Annotated in this window: 18 protein-coding genes; 12 read left to right on the top strand and 6 right to left on the bottom strand. The window is 66.2% G+C overall.

All coding sequences use genetic code 11. The annotated features are described in order from the left end of the window. Positions 1 to 16: 16 nt before the first annotated feature. The 3 genes from QO058_RS08585 to acs all read left to right on the top strand — a co-directional run bounded on the left by QO058_RS08585 (position 17) and on the right by acs (position 2892). Positions 17 to 346 carry a hypothetical protein gene (locus tag QO058_RS08585; RefSeq protein WP_284171615.1) on the top strand — a complete coding sequence of 110 codons (330 nt, stop codon included), beginning with the start codon at positions 17 to 19 and terminating at the stop codon, positions 344 to 346. Continuing rightward, a complete protein-coding gene (locus tag QO058_RS08580; RefSeq protein WP_284171614.1) occupies positions 346 to 756 on the top strand; it encodes an EVE domain-containing protein in 411 nt (136 codons plus the stop codon). Before QO058_RS08585 ends, QO058_RS08580 begins: the two co-directional genes overlap by 1 nt. Positions 757 to 939: 183 nt before the next feature. After that, positions 940 to 2892, top strand: a complete 1953-nt coding sequence (gene acs, locus QO058_RS08575; protein WP_284171613.1) for an acetate--CoA ligase — start codon at positions 940 to 942, stop codon at positions 2890 to 2892. Between the two features lie 123 nt (positions 2893 to 3015). Here acs and QO058_RS08570 read toward each other — a convergent pair whose 3' ends face one another. Further along, positions 3016 to 3474: a Fur family transcriptional regulator gene (locus tag QO058_RS08570; RefSeq protein ID WP_284171612.1), complete on the bottom strand. Its 459-nt coding sequence runs from the start codon at positions 3472 to 3474 to the stop codon at positions 3016 to 3018. A gap of 131 nt (positions 3475 to 3605) precedes the next feature. On the opposite strand from QO058_RS08570, the gene QO058_RS08565 reads away from it, so the two are divergent. The 5 genes from QO058_RS08565 to QO058_RS08545 all read left to right on the top strand — a co-directional run bounded on the left by QO058_RS08565 (position 3606) and on the right by QO058_RS08545 (position 7488). Beyond that, positions 3606 to 4517 carry a metal ABC transporter substrate-binding protein gene (locus tag QO058_RS08565; protein ID WP_284171611.1) on the top strand — a complete coding sequence of 304 codons (912 nt, stop codon included), beginning with the start codon at positions 3606 to 3608 and terminating at the stop codon, positions 4515 to 4517. Continuing rightward, positions 4514 to 5422: a manganese/iron ABC transporter ATP-binding protein gene (locus tag QO058_RS08560; RefSeq protein WP_432212024.1), complete on the top strand. Its 909-nt coding sequence runs from the start codon at positions 4514 to 4516 to the stop codon at positions 5420 to 5422. The genes QO058_RS08565 and QO058_RS08560 overlap by 4 nt, the downstream gene beginning before the upstream one ends. Further along, a complete protein-coding gene (locus QO058_RS08555; protein WP_284171610.1) occupies positions 5419 to 6273 on the top strand; it encodes a metal ABC transporter permease in 855 nt (284 codons plus the stop codon). Before QO058_RS08560 ends, QO058_RS08555 begins: the two co-directional genes overlap by 4 nt. Then, complete coding sequence (locus QO058_RS08550; protein ID WP_284171609.1) at positions 6270 to 7118, top strand: metal ABC transporter permease; 849 nt, start codon at positions 6270 to 6272, stop codon at positions 7116 to 7118. Before QO058_RS08555 ends, QO058_RS08550 begins: the two co-directional genes overlap by 4 nt. Positions 7119 to 7230: 112 nt before the next feature. After that, positions 7231 to 7488 (top strand): hypothetical protein, encoded by a 258-nt coding sequence (locus QO058_RS08545; protein WP_284171608.1) that lies wholly within the window; start codon positions 7231 to 7233, stop codon positions 7486 to 7488. Between the two features lie 33 nt (positions 7489 to 7521). Here QO058_RS08545 and QO058_RS08540 read toward each other — a convergent pair whose 3' ends face one another. Together QO058_RS08540 and QO058_RS08535 are read right to left on the bottom strand one after the other, a co-directional pair. Continuing rightward, positions 7522 to 8328, bottom strand: a complete 807-nt coding sequence (locus QO058_RS08540; RefSeq protein ID WP_284171607.1) for a transglutaminase-like domain-containing protein — start codon at positions 8326 to 8328, stop codon at positions 7522 to 7524. Positions 8329 to 8434: 106 nt separating this feature from the next. Continuing rightward, on the bottom strand, positions 8435 to 9187 hold the full coding sequence (locus QO058_RS08535; RefSeq protein WP_284171606.1) for an enoyl-CoA hydratase-related protein: 753 nt from the start codon (positions 9185 to 9187) through the stop codon (positions 8435 to 8437). Between the two features lie 155 nt (positions 9188 to 9342). On the opposite strand from QO058_RS08535, the gene QO058_RS08530 reads away from it, so the two are divergent. Both QO058_RS08530 and QO058_RS08525 read left to right on the top strand, forming a co-directional pair. Then, on the top strand, positions 9343 to 11424 hold the full coding sequence (locus tag QO058_RS08530) for a 3-hydroxyacyl-CoA dehydrogenase NAD-binding domain-containing protein (protein WP_284171605.1): 2082 nt from the start codon (positions 9343 to 9345) through the stop codon (positions 11422 to 11424). Between the two features lie 76 nt (positions 11425 to 11500). Further along, positions 11501 to 12685: an acetyl-CoA C-acyltransferase gene (locus tag QO058_RS08525; RefSeq protein ID WP_284171604.1), complete on the top strand. Its 1185-nt coding sequence runs from the start codon at positions 11501 to 11503 to the stop codon at positions 12683 to 12685. 112 nt (positions 12686 to 12797) lie between these two features. Here QO058_RS08525 and QO058_RS08520 read toward each other — a convergent pair whose 3' ends face one another. Next, positions 12798 to 13274, bottom strand: coding sequence for an Lrp/AsnC family transcriptional regulator (locus QO058_RS08520; protein WP_284171603.1), 477 nt, complete (start codon positions 13272 to 13274; stop codon positions 12798 to 12800). Between the two features lie 187 nt (positions 13275 to 13461). Between QO058_RS08520 and QO058_RS08515 the strand changes: the two genes are divergently transcribed. Beyond that, positions 13462 to 13983: a cysteine dioxygenase gene (locus QO058_RS08515; RefSeq protein ID WP_284171601.1), complete on the top strand. Its 522-nt coding sequence runs from the start codon at positions 13462 to 13464 to the stop codon at positions 13981 to 13983. A 148-nt stretch (positions 13984 to 14131) separates the two neighbouring features. Continuing rightward, on the top strand, positions 14132 to 14992 hold the full coding sequence (locus QO058_RS08510; protein WP_284171599.1) for a calcium-binding protein: 861 nt from the start codon (positions 14132 to 14134) through the stop codon (positions 14990 to 14992). A gap of 16 nt (positions 14993 to 15008) precedes the next feature. On the opposite strand, the gene QO058_RS08505 is transcribed toward QO058_RS08510, so the two are convergent. Continuing rightward, the gene (locus QO058_RS08505) at positions 15009 to 15692 is read right to left on the bottom strand and encodes a nitroreductase (protein ID WP_284171598.1); all 684 of its coding nucleotides are present in this window, start codon (positions 15690 to 15692) and stop codon (positions 15009 to 15011) included. A 2-nt stretch (positions 15693 to 15694) separates the two neighbouring features. Then, a complete protein-coding gene (locus QO058_RS08500; RefSeq protein WP_284171596.1) occupies positions 15695 to 17410 on the bottom strand; it encodes a lysine--tRNA ligase in 1716 nt (571 codons plus the stop codon). Between the last annotated feature and the right edge of the window lie 84 nt (positions 17411 to 17494).

Here is a 17494-nt window from a genome sequence, read left to right as displayed (position 1 = left end):
GGTAGCGGAGACACTAATGGCGAATGACTGGTCCGATCTGACGAAGCGCGTGGCGCGGGGCATCGCCGAGGTGCGCAAGACCACTGGCGCGGAACTGGTGAGCGAGAGCCAGCCGGTGCCGCTCGCCGGGCGCATCGCCGGGCGGGTGATCGAACTGCGCCGTCGGCGCGCCGAGGACACGCACCGCTTCGTGCTGATCCTGCCTTTCGGCGAGGGCGAGACCCGGATCGAGCTCTCGCCCGAGGATTATGCCGCGCTGACGCGCGAGATGGTCAGGTTCTGGAACGAGAACGGCGAGGCGGCGTCGCGGCCGCCGGTGCCTTTGAAGGAAGAGGATGAGGGCTGATGGCGCACTGGTTGATCAAATCGGAACCCTCGGTGTTTTCCTGGGAGGACCAGGTCAAGGCCGGTGCCAAGGGCACGCATTGGGACGGGGTGAAGAACCACACCGCCAAGCTCAACCTGATAGCGATGAAGAAGGGCGACCAGGTCTTCTTCTACCATTCCAATGAGGGGCTCGAGGTCGTCGGCATCGTCGAGGTCATCAAGGAGCACTATCCCTGGACCGAGGCCGGCCCGCCCTGGGTGCTGGTCGACTTCAAGGCGGTGAAGCCCCTGCCGAAACCGGTCTCGCTCGCCGCGGTCAAGGCCGAGCCGAAGCTCGCCAAGATGGCGCTCGTCACCTCCTTCCGCCTTTCGGTTCAGCCGGTCACGAACGAGGAATGGGCGCTCGTCTGCAAGATGGGCGGGCTCTGAGCGTTCCCATCCTCGCCGAAAGTCGCAGCAACCAAAGTGCGAGCCCGCTGCGGCTTGCCGGCTGAGGTTCGCGCCCTATGATGCGGCGAAATTCAAGAAGCCGATGGGATGTCGGGCTGACGCTGCGCGCCAGCTGGCGCTGATCGGCCCCAACGATGGCCCAAGTCTGGGGAGACGCCTGAGATGACCGAGATGATCTACGATGTGCCGGCTTCCTGGGCCAAGAAGGCATGGCTGAACGACGCCAAGTACAAGAAGATGTATGCGGCCTCGATCAAGGATCCGGACAAGTTCTGGGCGGAGCAGGGCAAGCGGATCGACTGGTTCAAGCCCTACAGCAAGGTCCGCAACGTCAGTTACAAGCCGGGCAAGGTCTCGATCAAATGGTTCGAGGACGGCACCACCAACGTCGCGTATAACTGCATCGACCGGCACCTCGCGACGCGGGCCAAGCAGACGGCGATCATCTGGGAGGGCGATGATCCCTCAGAGTCGAAGAAGATCAGCTATGGCCAGCTCTATACCGAGGTCTGCAAGTTCGCGAACGTGCTGAAGGCCAAGGGCGTTAAGAAGGGCGACCGGGTCACGATCTACCTGCCGATGATTCCCGAGGCGGCCTACGCCATGCTGGCCTGCGCCCGCATCGGTGCAATGCATTCGGTGGTATTCGGCGGCTTCTCGCCGGATTCGCTGGCGAGCCGCATCGAGGACTCCGATTCAAAGATCGTGATCACGGCCGATGAAGGCCTGCGCGGCGGCCGTGCCGTGCCGCTGAAGAAGAATGTCGATGCTGCCGACGACAAGGTGAAGGGCGGCATCGCCACGGTGATCGTGGTCAAGCGCACCGGTGGCAACGTCACCATGAAGGACGGCCGCGACGTCTGGTACCATGACGAGGCCGCTAAGGTCTCGGGCCATTGCCCGCCGGTCGAGGTCAAGGCCGAGGATCCGCTGTTCCTGCTCTACACCTCGGGTTCGACCGGCAAGCCCAAGGGCGTGCTGCATACGACCGCCGGCTATCTCGTCTACACCGCGATGACGCATCAATACGTCTTCGACTACCATGACGGCGACATCTACTGGTGCACCGCCGATGTCGGCTGGGTCACCGGCCACAGCTACATCCTCTATGGCCCGCTCGCCAACGGCGCGACGACGCTGATGTTCGAGGGCATCCCGACCTATCCGACGATCTCGCGTTTCTGGGAGGTCATCGACAAGCACAAGGTCAACATCTTCTACACCGCCCCGACCGCGATCCGCTCGCTGATGGGCGCCGGCGAAGAGCCGGTGAAGAAGACCAAGCGCAAGTCGCTGCGCCTGCTCGGCTCGGTCGGCGAGCCGATCAACCCCGAGGCCTGGGAGTGGTATCACCGCGTCGTCGGCGAGCGCCGCTGCCCGATCGTCGACACCTGGTGGCAGACCGAGACCGGCGGCATCCTGATCTCGCCGCTGCCGGGCGCGACAAAGCTCAAGCCCGGCTCAGCGACGCGGCCCTTCTTCGGGGTCAAGCCCGAGCTGGTCGACGCCGAAGGCAAGGTGCTGGAGGGCGCGGCCGAGGGCAATCTCGTCATCGCCGAGAGCTGGCCCGGCCAGATGCGCACGGTCTATGGCGACCATAAGCGCTTCGAGGAGACCTATTTCGCGACCTATCCGAACAAGTACTTCACCGGTGACGGCTGCCGGCGCGACGCCGACGGCTACTACTGGATCACCGGCCGCGTCGACGACGTGATCAACGTCTCCGGCCACCGGATGGGCACGGCCGAGGTCGAATCGGCGCTGGTCGCGCATCCCCAGGTCTCGGAGGCCGCGGTCGTCGGCTATCCGCACGACATCAAGGGGCAGGGCATCTACGCCTATGTCACGCTGATGGCGGGCGAGAAACCCTCGGCCGACCTGAAGAAGGAACTGGTCTCCTACGTCCGCAACGAGATCGGCCCGATCGCCTCGCCGGACCTGATCCAGTTCGCGCCCGGCCTGCCCAAGACCCGCTCCGGCAAGATCATGCGCCGCATCCTGCGCAAGATCGCTGAGGACGAGTTCGGCGCGCTCGGCGACACCTCGACGCTGGCCGATCCGGCCGTCGTCGACGACCTGATCGCCAACCGGCAGAACAAGCGCAAGGCGGGGTGAGGCCATAGAGGCCGCCGCGACGTCATGCTCGGGCTTGTCCCGAGCATCCACGCCTTGAAAGCCGTTTCTCACGAAGGAAGACGTGGATGGTCGCCACAAGGGCGACCATGACGGAAAGGGGCGTTACGCTTCCTTCTTGCCGGGCTTGCGCCGCACCGGCTTGGTCTGGCGCCCATACAGTTCCAGCTTGTGCCGGACGATCTCGTAGCCGAGTTCGGCCGCGATCTTGGCCTGGAGCGCCTCGATCTCCGGCGAGGAGAACTCGACGACCTGGCCGGTCTCGACATCGATCAGATGATCGTGGTGCTGCTGGTCGGCGTGCTCGTAGCGCGAGACACCGTCCTCGAAGGCGTGGCGCTCGATCGCGCCTTGGGTCTCCAGCAGCTTCATCGTGCGATAGACGGTCGAGAGCGACAGCGTCGGGTCGTGCACGAAGGCACGCGTGAAGATGCCCTTCGCATCGGGGTGGTCGTCGGCCTCGGCCAGGACCCGCAGGATCAGCCGGCGCTGCTGGGTCATGCGCAGCCCCGCCTTGCGGAGCTGGAGCTCGAATGCCGCCACGCGCTGGTCGATTCCCTTCATGCGCGAGAGGTAGCAACCCTGAGAGGCATTTGCAAAAACTGCTTTATCGCAATTCGTTTGCAACTGCGTTGACAGATGCAAGTGGTTTGCAATAGCGTTACATCATCGCCTGTTTCGCTATTGGAGAGACCATGTCGTCGCGCCGCTATTTCCTTGGCCTTGCCGCCGCCACGACACTGGCCTTCGGCCTTGCCGGTTCTGCCTTTGCGCAGGCCACGCCGGGCAAGCCCTTGCGCGTCGTCACCACCTTCACGGTGATCCAGGACATCGCCCAGAACGTCGCCGGCACGGCCGCGATCGTCGAATCGATCACCAAGCCCGGCGCCGAGATCCACGATTACCAGCCGACGCCGCTCGACGTGGTGAAGGCGCAGTCGGCCGATCTCGTCTTGTGGAACGGCATGAACCTCGAGCGCTGGTTCGAGAAGTTCTTCGACAATGTGAAGAACGTGAAGAGCGCGGTGGTGACCGACGGCATCGCGCCGATGGGCATCAAGGAGGGTCCCTATGAGGGCAAGCCCAACCCGCATGCCTGGATGTCGACGGCTAGCGCGCTGATCTATGTCGAGAACATCCGCAAGGCGCTGGCCGAGGCCGACCCGGCCAATGCCGCGACCTATGCCAGGAACGCCAACGACTACGCAGCGCAGATCAAGGCGATGGATGGCCCCCTGCGTGCTCGGCTCGACAAGGTCCCGGCCGACAAGCGCTGGCTCGTTTCCAGCGAAGGCGCCTTCAGCTATCTGACGCGCGACTATGGCTGGCGCGAAGCCTATCTCTGGCCGATCAACGCCGATGAGCAGGGCACGCCGCAGCAGGTGCGCCGGCTGATCGACCTCGTCCGCAAGAACAAGATTCCGGCTGTGTTCAGCGAGAGCACGATCTCGGACAAGGCTGCCAAGCAGGTCGCGCGCGAGACCGGCGCCAGATATGGCGGCGTGCTCTATGTCGACTCGCTCTCGGATGCCCGCGGCGCGGTGCCGACCTATCTCAAGCTGCTCGAAGTCACCGTCGATACGATTGCGAAGGGGTTCGGCCAGTGAACCGGCAGACCGCGGAGATCCGCGCTGGGCAGGGACCGACGCCGTCGATCGTGGTCAGCGGCGTCACCGTCCGTTACGCCAATGGCGTCACCGCGGTGAACGACGCGTCCTTCGCGCTCGGCCCGGGTACGATCTGTGCGCTGGTCGGCATCAACGGCTCCGGCAAGTCGACGATCTTCAAGACGCTGATGGGCTTCCTGAAGCCGGCGCAGGGGCTGGTCAGCATCGCCGGCATGGAGGTGCGCCAAGCGCTGAAGCGCGGCCTCGTCGCCTATGTGCCGCAGGCCGAGGAGGTCGACTGGACCTTCCCGGTGCTGGTCGACGACGTCGTGATGATGGGGCGCTACGGCCATATGGGCTTCATGCGCCTGCCGCGGAAGGCCGACCGCGAGGCGGCCGAGCAGGCGCTGGAGCGCGTCAACATGCTGGAGTTCCGCCGCCGCCAGATCGGCGAGCTCTCCGGTGGCCAGCGCAAGCGCGTCTTCCTCGCCCGCGCGCTGGCGCAGGGCGGGCAGGTGATCCTGCTCGACGAGCCCTTCACCGGCGTCGACGTCAAGACCGAGGATCAGATCGTCGGGTTGATGCGCGAGTTGCGCGCCGAGGGGCGGCTGATGCTGGTCTCGACCCATAATCTCGGCTCGATCCCGGATTTCTGCGACCAGGTCGTGATCGTCAACAAGACCGTGCTCGCGGCCGGCCCGACCGAGACGACCTTCACGCAGGATAATCTGCAGCGGGCCTTTGGCGGTGCGCTCCGACATTTCCGCCTGGAAGGCGCCAGCCTGCACGCCGATGCCGACGACCGGCGCGTCACCGTGATCACCGACGACGAACGCCCGCTCGTCTTCTATGGCGAGCGCGACCATGAAAAGCCCGCTGCCGGCAGGAAGGATGGCCGGCCGTGATCGAACTCCTGCTCGAACCCTTCGGCTACCAGTATATGGTCAAGGCGATCTGGGTCTCGGCGCTGGTCGGCGGCGTCTGCGCCTTCCTGTCCTGCTATCTGATGCTCAAGGGCTGGTCGCTGATGGGCGATGCGCTGGCGCATGCGATCGTACCCGGCGTCGCGCTCGCCTATCTGTTGAAGGTACCCTATGCCGCCGGCGCCTTCTTCTCCGGCCTGCTGGCGGCGCTCGCCATGGCGCTGGTCCGGGTGCGCACGCAACTGCGCGAGGACGCCGTCATCGGCATCGTCTTCACCAGCTTCTTCGCCGTCGGCCTGCTGATCGTCTCGATCAACCCGACCTCGGTCAACGTCCAGTCGATCGTGCTCGGCAATATCCTCGGCATCTCCGACGAGGACGTGATCCAGGTTGCGATCATCGCGTTCGTCTCGCTGGCCATCCTGCTGCTGCGCTGGAAGGATTTGATGCTGGTCTTCTTCGACGAGAACCAGGCGCGCGCCGTCGGGCTGTCACCGACACGGCTGAAGATCCTGTTCTTCGTGCTGCTCTCGGCCTGCACCGTCGCGGCCCTGCAGACGGTCGGCGCCTGCCTCGTCATCGCCATGGTGGTGACGCCGGGTGCGACCGCCTATCTGCTGACCGACCGTTTCGGCCGGCTGATCGCGATCGCGGTTGCCATGGGCGTCGTGACCTCGGCGGTCGGGGCCTATGCCAGCTATTTCCTCGACGGCTCGACCGGTGGGCTGATCGTCGTCTTCCAGACGGCGCTGTTCCTCCTCGCCTTCCTGTTCGCGCCCAAGCATGGCCGCCTCGGCGCGCGCCGCGCCGCCAGTGCAGGAGGCGCGGCATGAGCCTGCTTCAAACCTGGCTGCTCGCACCCTTCGCCCACGAGTTCATGCTGCGCGGGCTCGCCATTGCCGTGATGGTCGGTTTCGTCTGCGCTGTTCTTTCCTGCTTCCTGGTGCTCAAGGGCTGGTCGCTGATGGGCGACGCGGTCTCGCATGCCGTGCTGCCCGGCATCGTGCTGGCGCATATCGCGAGCCTGCCGCTGGCGCTCGGCGCCTTTGCGGCGGGCCTCACCTGCGCCTTTGGCATCGGCTACCTCAAGGAGAACAGCCGGGTGAAGGAGGACACGGTGATGGGCATCGTATTCTCCGGCATGTTCGCGCTCGGCCTCGTGCTCTTCGTCAAGGTCGATAGCGACCAGCACCTCATGCACATCCTGTTCGGCAACATGCTCGGCGTGACCTGGAGCGACATCGCCGAGACGGCGCTGATTGCCCTGCCGGTTGCCGGCCTCATGTTGATAAAACGACGCGATTTCCTGCTGCATGCCTTCGATCCGGCACATGCGCGAGCGATCGGCTTGCCGGTCAGGGCGCTGCATTTCGGCCTGCTGGCGATGCTGGCGCTGACCATCGTCGCGGCGCTGAAGGCGGTCGGCATCATCCTGGTCGTCGCGATGCTGATCGCGCCCGGTGCGATCGGCTACCTGACGACGCGCCGCTTCGACCTGATGCTGCTGGTTGCGATCGCCGCGGCGGTGACGTCGAGCGTCCTTGGCACGATCCTGAGCTTCCATCTCGATGTCGCGACCGGACCTTGCATCGTCGTGGTGCAGGCAATGCTCTTCCTGGCCGCGCTGGCACGCAGCCTCCTTAGGGCGCGAAGGCTGGCCGCGGTGCAGCCGGCCTGAATCGTACGCGAAAATCGTCCCCTCCGGAATAAGGCCGATCGCCACTCGTTCTTCCCAAATCCGCCAAGTTGTCCCGCTGCCATGGGGCATGGTCGGTATAGAGGAGACGATGATGAGCGAGACCGACGAAGGACGGCGGAAGCTGCTGCGGCTGGCGCTTTTTGCGTTGCCCATGGTGATCGCCGGCTCAGTGCTGACCGCGACGGCAGCGCGGGCCGACGATGATGACGATGATGACGATCGTCGGCGCCGCCGGTGGTATCGCCGCCGCTATTACGACGATGGCTACCGGCGGCGCTGGCGCGATGACGATTACTATCGCTGGCGGAGACGCAGCCGCCGTCGTGACGATGATGACGACGATGATTGATCGCCGCGGCTGAGCGGCCGGCTCATCACCGGGTCAGGCCGCCTCGGCCGGCTCGCTGTCCTCGATCCGCGTGACCTCGACCCATTGGCTGAGGCACTGGCACAGGCTGCCGCTGGTCAGGAAGGCGATGTCGGCGGCGTCGCGCCCGGCGGCGATCCGGACCATGCCGTCGATCGGTGCGAGCCGGGTCGGATCGACCAACCACCAGCGCCCGTCGAGGAAGACCTCGAAGACCGCGTGGAAATCCGGCGGATTCAGCTCGGCGGCATAGACGCTGACGGCACGCGCCGGCAGGTTGAGCGCGCGGCAGAGCGCGATGCCGAGATGGCTGAAATCGCGGCAGACGCCGGCGCGGTCGATGAAGGTCTGTTCGGCCGTGGTCTGGGCGTTGCTGACGCCATGGACGTAGTCGACATGCTCCTGCAGCCAGTCGACCACGGCGAGCACCTTGGCACCGCCGGCCTCGATGTCGCTGAACTCGCGCTGGGCGAAGCGCATCAGGCTGTCGGAGGGACAGAAGCGGCTCGGCAGCAGATAGGGCAGCACCTCCGCCGGCAATTCGGCCCAGGCATGCTGATGCGCGCCGGCCTGCAGGAAGGGGCGCGCGCCATTGTCGATCACGCCCTGGTACTGGATCGAGACCTGCCCGGAGAGCACAGCGCGAAAGCGACGGACGCCCGTGGCGGGATCCTCGTCTCGGATCAGCTCGGCCGCCTGGTCGATCAGCAACCGGTCCGAGAGGATGGACTGGTCCGAGGACCGCGCCGGCTCGATCGCAACGATCACCGGCGTTTCATGGTCGAAGCGATAGACGAGAGTGGCGACGACCTTCAGCTGCACAACCTGCTCCTTGCGCGACCGCGCCGGGTGGCGCGTGCGTCAACCTGATGGGGAGCAGGATGTTCCGCTGGTTCCGCGACAGCAGTGCGAAGGTTTCGCGCCGTCGTCAGCGCTTGGTGAGGAATGCCATGAAGGCGGCCTGCGCCTCGGCTGACTGCAGCCGCTCGCCGAAATGGCGCGCCTCGGTCGCGATCGTCTCCGCCACGGCGGCGGCACTGCCGCGCTTGAGCAGGGCCTTGGTCAGCGCGACCGACTGTGGAGGCAGGGCCGCCAGCGCCTTGGCTTTTTCCAGCGCAAGCGCGAGCGCGCCGCCTTCTTCGGCGACGCCGTTGATCAGGCCGGCTTCCTGCGCCAGCTCGGGGCCGAAGGCCTCGCCCAGCATCAGCAATTCGGCGGCGCGCTTGCTGCCGGCGACCAAAGGCAGGAGATAGCTCGAGCCGCCCTCCGGGCAGAGGCCGAGGCTGACGAAGGGCAGGCGAAAGCTGGCCTCGCGTCCGGCGAAGGCGAGGTCGCAATGCAGCAGCATGGTGGTGCCGATGCCGACGGCGAAACCCTCCGCCGCCGCGATGATCGGCTTCTTCGCCGTCGAGATCGCGTTCAGGAAGTCGATGGCGATCTCGGCGCCGACGCCGGTCGCAGCCGCCACCGCGAAATCCTTGATGTCGTTGCCGCTGGTGAAGCAGCCGCCCGCGCCGGTGAGCACGACCGCACGCACCGAGGCGTCGGCGTCGGCCGCGGCGAGCGCATCGATCAACCCTTGATAGGTGACGCGGTCGAGCGCGTTGCGCCGGTCGGGCCGGTTCATGATGATCTGCCTGATGCCCTCGGCCGGGGTCTCGCTCAGAACGGTCTGCGTCATGCCAGCCTTCTCATTTCGATCCCGCCGAAAGCGGGCGGCAGACGATGGGCGAGGCAAGCTGGCCGGTCAAGGAAGGGGCGGGGCAACGGTACCCCGGCTTGACAGCACCCCTCCCGCCCGGCTCCTTGCGGCGCGCAGCACAAATGGAGGCAGGCATGCAGACCGTCACCCTCACCCGCCAAGGCCAGGTGGCGATCGCGACGCTGCACAATCCGCCGGTCAACGCGCTCGGCGCTGCGCTGCGTGCCGATCTCCTGCAGGCGCTGACGCAAGCGCTGGCCGACAGCGACGTGGTTGCACTGGTCATTGCCGCACAGGGCAAAGCCTTCATCGCCGGGGCCGACATCAGCGAATTCGGCAAGCCGCCGGCGCCGCCGATCCTGCCCGATCTGCTCGATGCCATCGAGAAAGCCGCGAAGCCCGTCGTCGCGGCGATCGAGGGTGTCGCGCTGGGGGGCGGGCTCGAAGTTGCGCTCGCCTGCCAGGGCCGCGTGGCGACGCCTGCCGCCAGGCTCGGCTTGCCGGAAATCAAGCTCGGACTAATCCCCGGCGCCGGAGGCACGCAGCGTCTGCCGCGCCTGATCGGGGCAGCCGCCGCCTTCCCGATGATGCTCTCGGGCGAGCCGATCGCGGCCCAGAAGGCGCTTGCGCTCGGACTGGTCGACAGGCTGGTCGAGGGCGATGCCGTCGGAGCGGCGGTCGCGCTGGCACAGGAGCTGGCAGGCAAGGATGCTCCCGCGAAGACCGGCGAGCGGGCCGACAAGCTGACAACGGGCGATCGCGAAGCTTTCGAAGCGTCGGCGAAGGATGCGCTGGCGAAGTCCGGCGACATGCCGAATGTCGCGGCGCTGGTCGAGGCGGTGCGCGGCGCTTTCACGCTGGCGCCGGCGGCGGCGCATGCGAACGAGCGCGCACTGTTCGTGAAGCTCCTCGCCGACGAGCGCTCCAAGGCGCTGCGCTATGCCTTCTTCGCCGAGCGCGAGGCGGCGAAGGTTCCGGGCATCGACGACAGCATCAAGCCGCGCTCGATCGCGCGCGCTGCGGTGATCGGCGCCGGCACGATGGGCGGCGGCATCGCCATGTGCTTCGCCAATGCCGGCATCCCGGTGACGCTGATCGAGACGACGCAGGAGCAGATCGACAAGGGTTATGCCCGGGTGCGCGACACCTATGGCTTCTCGGTCAAGCGCGGCTCGATGATCGAGGCGGTGCGCGAGCAGCGCATGGCCCTGATCACGCCGGCGGTCGGGCTCGCCGCTGCCGCTGAAGCCGACATCGTGATCGAGGCCGCCTTCGAGGAGATGGGCGTCAAGCGCGAGATTTTTGGCGCGCTCGATGGGATCGCCAAACCGGGCGCGATCCTCGCCAGCAACACCTCCTATCTCGACCTTGCCGAGATCGCTGCGATCACGACCCGACCAGGCGAAGTGCTCGGCATGCACTTCTTCAGCCCGGCCAATGTGATGAAGCTGCTCGAGATCGTCCGCCCGGTCGGAGTCGCTGGTGATGTCGTCGCGACCGCGATCGCGCTCGGCCGCAAGCTCGGCAAGGTGCCGGTGGTGGTCGGCAACTGCTTCGGCTTCGTCGGCAACCGTATCCTGGAAGCGCGGACCCGCGCGGCCGAGCGCCTGCTGGTCGCAGGCGCCTTGCCGCATGAAGTTGATGCGGCGCTGACCGGCTTCGGCTTCAAGATGGGGCCTTTCGCCATGTCCGATCTCGCCGGCAATGACATCAGCTGGCGCAGCCGCAAGGCGCGCGGCAAGACCGCCGCGGTGGCGGATGCGATCTGCGAGCGTGGCTGGTTCGGCCAGAAGGCCGGGCGGGGCTATTATCGCTATCCCGAGGGCGCCCGCAGCGGCGAGCGCGATCCCGAGGTCGAGGCCCTGATCGCCGCGGTCTCGACAGAGAAGGGCGTGACGCGGCGCAGCTTCACCAGCGAGGAGATTCTGGCGCGGCTGCTCGATCCGATGGTCAATGAGGGCGCGCGCATCCTCGAGGAGGGCATCGCGACGCGCGCCGGCGACATCGATACGGTCTGGCTCAACGGCTACAACTGGCCGGCCTGGCGCGGCGGGCCGATGCATTGGGCCGAGAGTGTTGGCCTCGAGGTCATCGTCAAGCGGCTGGAGCAGCAGGCGGCGGAGAGCGGCGATGCTTCGCTCGAACCTGCGCCGCTGTTGCGCAAGCTCGCCGCCGAGGGCAAAGGCTTCTCCAGCGTGAAGGCTGCAGCCGCCTGAAGGCGGCCCGACACGAGCCGACACCCAAGTTAAAATGGCGGCCGCGGCCGCAATGCCAGACAGGATGTGAAGCGCCATGACCGAAGCCGTCATCGTCTCGACAGCCCGCACGCCGATCGGCAAGGCGCATCGCGGTGCCTTCAACCAGGTCCGCGGCGCCGACATGGCCGCCCATGCGATCAGGCACGCCATGGCCCGGGCGAAGCTCGAGCCGGAAGGCGTCGAGGAGGTGGTGCTGGGTTGCGGCTATCCTGAGGCTGCGACTGGCGGCAATGTCGCGCGCCATGGCGCGCTCGTCGCCGGCATCCCGGTGCAGTCGGCCGGCGTCACCGTCAGCCGCTTCTGCGCCTCGGGGCTGGAGGCGATCGCGCATGCGGCGCGGCGGGTCGTGATGGACGGCGTACCGGTCGCGATCGGCGGCGGGGTCGAGTCGATCTCGCTGGTGGGGCCGGTGGTGCGGCGCGACCTGACCGAGAACGAATGGCTGAAGGCCAACAAGCCGACGATCTACACGTCGATGATCGAGACCGCCGACATCGTCGCCGAGCGCTATGGCATCTCGCGTCAGGCGCAGGACGAATTCTCGGTCGAGAGCCAGCGTCGCACGGCCGGCGCCCAGCAGCGCCAGCTCTTCGACGACGAGATCGTGCCGATGAGCGCGGTGATGGCCGTCACCGACAAGGCGACCGGCGAGGTTCGGCAGGAAGAGGTCACGCTGTCGAAGGACGAGGGCAACCGCCCCGAAACCACGCTGGAGGGCCTGCTCAAGCTCAAGCCCGTGCGTGGCGAGGACAAGTTCATCACTGCCGGCAATGCCAGCCAGCTTTCCGACGGCGCTTCCGCCAGCGTGGTGATGTCGGCCGAGGAGGCCAGGCGCCGTGGCCTCACGCCGCTCGGCATCTTCCGCGGCTTCGCCTCTGCCGGCTGCGAGCCCGACGAGATGGGCATCGGCCCGGTCTTCGCCGTGCCGCGCCTGCTCGAGCGCAACGGCCTCAAGGTCTCCGACATCGATCTGTGGGAGCTGAACGAGGCCTTCGCCTCGCAGTCGCTCTATTGCCGGGACACGCTCGGCATCGATCCCGAGAAGGTCAACGTCAATGGCGGCGCGATCGCCATCGGCCACCCCTTCGGCATGAGCGGGGCACGGCTCGTCGGCCACGCACTGCTGGAGGGCCGCCGCCGCAAGGCGCGCTATGCCGTCGTCACCATGTGCGTTGCCGGCGGCATGGGCTGCGCCGGTCTGTTCGAGATCAACAGGTAGGCCATTTCCCGTACATGGTCGGGCTTGTCCCGACCATCCCCGTCTTTGCTGGTCGAGGGCCGTGTTCAAGACGTGGATGCTCGTCATAAGGGCGAGCAGGACGGAGAGGAGATCACCCCTCGGTGGCGAAGCCGAGCGGGATCGCCGTGGTCGACTTCAGCTCCTCCATGGCGAACATGGAGGTGACGTCGCTGAGTTCGATGCGGGCGATCAGCTTCTTGTAGAGCGCGTCATAGGCGGCGATATCCGAGACATAGGCCTTGAGCAGATAGTCGATGTCGCCGCTCATCCGGTAGAAGTCGACGATCTCGGGCAGATCGTGCACGGCGGCGTGGAAGCGCTCGAGCCATTCCATCGTATGGCGCGCCGTCTTGACCGCGATGAAGACGGTGACGCCGGCCTTGAGCTTGTCGCGGTCGAGCAGCGCGACCCGCCGCCGGATGTAGCCTTCCGCCTCGAGCTTCTGGATGCGCCGCCAGCATGGCGTCGGCGACAATCCGACGGCCTCGGCGATCTCGGCCAGCGGCTTGCTCGCATCCTCCTGAAGCAGCGCGAGGATGCGCAGATCGAAGGCGTCGAGCTTGACCACAGGCTATGGACCTTCTCGGAACAGAATACCGCTCGCTATGCGCGAGTAGAAATTCCTTTCTCATATCTTGGTCGGGATTGGTATCAGTTTCCAAGTTTGCCTTGCTTGGAGCGGAGGATCGCAAACCATTCCCACTGTGTCCGGCCTATCATTCTCCCTCATTGGACGTGACCGGAGATGAGGGACAATGCAGGGCTTTCTCGGCGAGGAGCGGCGTGGCGCGGTGCTGAATGCGTTGCGGACGCATGAGGGAACCTGCTCGCGCGACTATCTTGCCGCGGCGCGCAGCGTCCTCAACGAGCTCGTCGCCATCCCCGACCTGATCCAGCGCCTGCCGCTGCTGCGCAAGCAAGGCGGCTATACCCGCAACCTGCTCGCCGGCAATGAGGCGGTCAGCGTCTGGGCTATCGTCTGGGGTGATGGCGCCACCACCTGCATCCACGACCATCATTGCTCATGCTGCTTCGGCGTCGTCTCGGGCACGGTCACGGAAACCTGGTATCGCGCCATTGATGCGAGCCGCGCCGTGCCGACCGAGGAGCAGGAGCGGCAGGCCGGTTATGTCGCCTGCATGCTACCGACGGGTCCGAACATCCACCGCATGCAGAACCGTGGCGTCGGTGACGCTATCTCGATCCACATCTACGGCTACGATCACCAGCTCCACGATTCCTCGGTCGAGACCGAGTACACCGCCGTGGCGGGCTGAAGCGCGCGACAGCTCGGTTGGAGCACCGGCGAGGATCGGGCAGCACTGCATCTCCGCCATCAAGATGTCGCAACCCTCGCCAATTCTGCCGGCGGGGAGATCATTGACGATCAAAACGGGTGGGCTAGCTGTCAAGGAGACTTGAGGCATGAGCCTGAACGTTCGACAAATCCGTTGGGACGGCACCGAGGGTGATGATTCCTGGGTGGCCGACGACATCACAAAAAGTTGGGCCGCTTACGGCAATGGCGGCGATGACCATCTCACGGGTGGCTCGCTCGGCGACACATTGTCCGGTGGGGACGGCTTCGACGTCATTTATGGCGGCGGCGGCAATGATCGCCTCTACGGAGGCGAAGGCCAGGACCAGCTCTACGGCGGTGACGGCAACGACCTCATCGACGGCGGCGGGCAGTACGACCTGATCTATGCCGGCAACGGCAATGATGTCGTGCTCGGCGGCGGCATCGCCTATGGCGAGGCTGGCAACGATACGCTCTACGGTAGCGACGAACGCGACATCCTCGTTGGCGGCGACGGCAACGATACGCTTCAGGGCGGCAATGGCGCCGACTACCTCATAGGCGGCAACGGCTCCGACACGATCCATAGCGGTGGCGACAATTCCGGCAATTTTTTCTACACGGACGAGCTGCAGGGCGATGGCGGCAAGGACTTCCTTTACGGCGATCTAGGCCGCGATGTCTTCTTCTACTGGAACGCCAGCGACAGTGCTCCAGGACCAGCCGGGCGCGACATCATCTACAACTTCACGCAGGGCGCAGACGACATCCAGTTGGCGATCGATGCCAACGCCAACACGGCCGAGCAGGAGGATTTCGTCTTCATCGGCACGGATGCGTTCAGCGGCGAGGCGGGTCAGCTTCGCTACGAGATTTCGAACGGCAGCACCTTGGTCACCGGCGATGTGAACGGCGACAGCCTGGCCGATTTCGAGATCGAGCTCGTCGGCGAGGTCAACCTCTTGGCCTCGGACTTCATGTTCTGAGTCCAAATGCTTCGAGCTAATCCAGCCAGCTGGTGAAGCCCTCGACTGGCTCGCGCTCGGGCACGAGCCGGTTGGCGGGGGCATCCGGATCGGCCTTGCCGAGCGCGATGCCGCAGACCACGACCTCGTTTTCCGGGATGGCGAGCTCGCGCCTGACGACCCCGTGGAAGCTGGCGAAGATCGCCTGCGGGCAGGAATCGAGGCCGTGGCCCTGCGCCGCGACCAGCATGGTCTGGACGAAGGCGCCGAGATCGAGCCAGGAGCCGATCTCGAGATCGCGGTCGACCGTCAGCATCAGCGCAATCGGTGCGCTGAAGAAGCGCAGATTCGCCTCGGTCTGGCGGCGCATGCCGGCATGGTCACCCTTGGCGACGCCGAGCAGGCCGTAAAGATCCCAGCCGACCTTGCGGCGGCGCGAGAGATAGGGCTCGCGGAAGGTCGCCGGATAGTAGCGGTATTCCTCCTCGCGTGGCGAGGGATCATCGAGCGCAGCGACGAGGGCTGTCTCCAGCCTGGCACGCGAGCGAGGGCCGAGCACGCGCAGGCGCCAGGGCTGCATATTGGTGCCGCTCGGCGCCCGCGCCGCCAGTTCGATGAGGCGGCGCAGCAGCGCAGGATCGACCGGGTCCGGCAGGAAGGCGCGCACGGCGCGGCGGCCGGTGATGGCCTTTTCGACCGCCTCCGACGCCAGCGCCGCCATGGTCAGGCGCTGAGCTGCTGGCGCGCCGCCAGGAAGGCCTCGTGCTCGCGGATCAGGCCGCCGTCGAGGGCCTTGGCGATCAGCTTGCGGGTGTTGTCGAGCCCGTAGATCGCGGCGAAGGAGCCGAAGCGCGGGCCCTGATCCTCGCCGAACATCACCTGATAGATCGCCTTCCACCAGTCGCCGGAGACGCCCGGCCGTTCCGGTGTCGCATTCTTGGCGGTGAGGTTCTGGTAGCGCGGGATGGCGCGGGCCACGTCGAGCGCTGCATCCTGCACCGCCTCGGCGCCGGCATCGGCCGGCAGAGCGGCAATCGCGGCATCGAGTGCGGTGAAGGCCGCACGCTCGGTCTCGTCAGCCGAGCGATAATGCTTTGCCGGCTTCACGAAGTCGCGGAAATAGGCGAGAGCGTAGCCGACGAGAGCGTCGAGCTGCGGATGGGTCGCAGGCGAGATGCCGGGCGCATAGCGCTGCAGGAAACCCCAGAGCACGGCCTTGTCCTCGGAGTTCGCGACGGCGACGAGGTTCATCAGCAGCGAGAAGGTGATCTGCGTGCGCACCGCATTGTCACCCGCGCCGGCGGCGATCACCTCCGGCTGCGGCGGTTCGCCGGCATGGATGTGCCAGGCCGGGTTGCCCAAGCGATTCTTCCAGTCCTGCCGGTCATAACCGCCGAGGAACTGCAGGTAGTCGTCGACCGCGCGCGGGATCACGTCGAAATGCAGCTTCTTGGCCTCGCGCGGACGCGAGTACATGAACAGCGCCAGCGACTCCGGCGGGCCGTAGCTCAGCCAGTCCTCGATGGTGAGGCCGTTGCCCTTCGACTTCGAGATCTTCTGGCCCTGCTCGTCGAGGAAGAGCTCGTAGTTGAAGCCCTCCGGCGGCGTGCCGTCGATGGCGCGGGCGATCTGCGAGGAGACCTTGACCGAGTCGATCAGGTCCTTGCCGGCCATCTCGTAGTCGACGCCGAGTGCGACCCAGCGCATCGCCCAGTCCGGCTTCCATTGCAGCTTGGCGTGGCCGCCGGTCACCGGGGTGGTGAAGCTCTCGCCAGTCTGCGGATCGCTCCAGGTGATGGTGCCGGCCTCGACGTCGCGCGCCTCGATCGGCACCTGCATGACGATCCGGGTCTTCGGGTGGATCGGCAGGAAGGGCGAATAGGTCGCGGCGCGCTCCTCGCGCAGGGTCGCCAGCATGATCGACATGATCTTGTCGAAGCGGGCCAGCATCCTGAGCAGGGTCGCGTCGAACTCTCCGGCGCGGTAGGCGTCGGTCGAGGACTTGAACTCGTAGTCGAAGCCGAACTGGTCGAGGAAGGCGCAGAGCCGGGCATTGTTGTGCCGGCCGAACGAGTCGTGCGTGCCGAACGGATCCGGCACCTCGGTCAGCGGCTGGCCGAGATGGCGGGCCAGAAGCTCCTTGTTCGGGACGTTGTCCGGCACCTTGCGCAGGCCGTCGAGATCGTCCGAGAAGGCGATCAGGCGGGTCGGGATGGCGCCGTCGGTCAGGACCTGAAAGGCGTGACGCACCATCGAGGTGCGTGCGACCTCGCCAAAGGTGCCGATATGCGGCAGCCCGGAGGGGCCATAGCCGGTCTCGAACACCGCCTCCCGCTTGCCCGATTTCTGCAGCCGCGCGACGAGCTTCTTGGCTTCCTCGAACGGCCAGGCGGCCGAGACGCGGGCGGCTTCGATCAGCGCGGGGTCGAAAGCGGGCATTTTGGCTTCAGGTCTCGCTGGATAGGGCAGGGAAGCGCGCGGTTTCGCAGATATGCGCTTGCGGTGCAACATCCGCGGAGCAGC

It is taken from the genome of Bosea vestrisii (assembly GCF_030144325.1).
GTDB lineage: Bacteria > Pseudomonadota > Alphaproteobacteria > Rhizobiales > Beijerinckiaceae > Allobosea > Allobosea vestrisii_A.
The sequence above is the reverse complement of the archived record's forward strand: the minus strand, read 5'-3'. Positions and strand labels throughout refer to the sequence as shown.

Bases quoted from the DNA above. Each gene is read 5' to 3' on its own strand.
- QO058_RS08585 (WP_284171615.1), top strand. From the start codon at position 17: ATGGCGAATGACTGGTCCGATCTGACGAAGCGCGTGGCGCGGGGCATC.
- QO058_RS08500 (WP_284171596.1), bottom strand. From the start codon at position 17,410: ATGCCCGCTTTCGACCCCGCGCTGATCGAAGCCGCCCGCGTCTCGGCC.
- QO058_RS08525 (WP_284171604.1), top strand. From the start codon at position 11,501: ATGACCGAAGCCGTCATCGTCTCGACAGCCCGCACGCCGATCGGCAAG.
- QO058_RS08580 (WP_284171614.1), top strand. From the start codon at position 346: ATGGCGCACTGGTTGATCAAATCGGAACCCTCGGTGTTTTCCTGGGAG.
- QO058_RS08535 (WP_284171606.1), bottom strand. From the start codon at position 9,187: ATGACGCAGACCGTTCTGAGCGAGACCCCGGCCGAGGGCATCAGGCAG.
- QO058_RS08565 (WP_284171611.1), top strand. From the start codon at position 3,606: ATGTCGTCGCGCCGCTATTTCCTTGGCCTTGCCGCCGCCACGACACTG.
- QO058_RS08515 (WP_284171601.1), top strand. From the start codon at position 13,462: ATGCAGGGCTTTCTCGGCGAGGAGCGGCGTGGCGCGGTGCTGAATGCG.
- QO058_RS08570 (WP_284171612.1), bottom strand. From the start codon at position 3,474: ATGAAGGGAATCGACCAGCGCGTGGCGGCATTCGAGCTCCAGCTCCGC.
- QO058_RS08510 (WP_284171599.1), top strand. From the start codon at position 14,132: ATGAGCCTGAACGTTCGACAAATCCGTTGGGACGGCACCGAGGGTGAT.
- QO058_RS08530 (WP_284171605.1), top strand. From the start codon at position 9,343: ATGCAGACCGTCACCCTCACCCGCCAAGGCCAGGTGGCGATCGCGACG.
- QO058_RS08550 (WP_284171609.1), top strand. From the start codon at position 6,270: ATGAGCCTGCTTCAAACCTGGCTGCTCGCACCCTTCGCCCACGAGTTC.
- QO058_RS08505 (WP_284171598.1), bottom strand. From the start codon at position 15,692: ATGGCGGCGCTGGCGTCGGAGGCGGTCGAAAAGGCCATCACCGGCCGC.
- acs (WP_284171613.1), top strand. From the start codon at position 940: ATGACCGAGATGATCTACGATGTGCCGGCTTCCTGGGCCAAGAAGGCA.
- QO058_RS08545 (WP_284171608.1), top strand. From the start codon at position 7,231: ATGAGCGAGACCGACGAAGGACGGCGGAAGCTGCTGCGGCTGGCGCTT.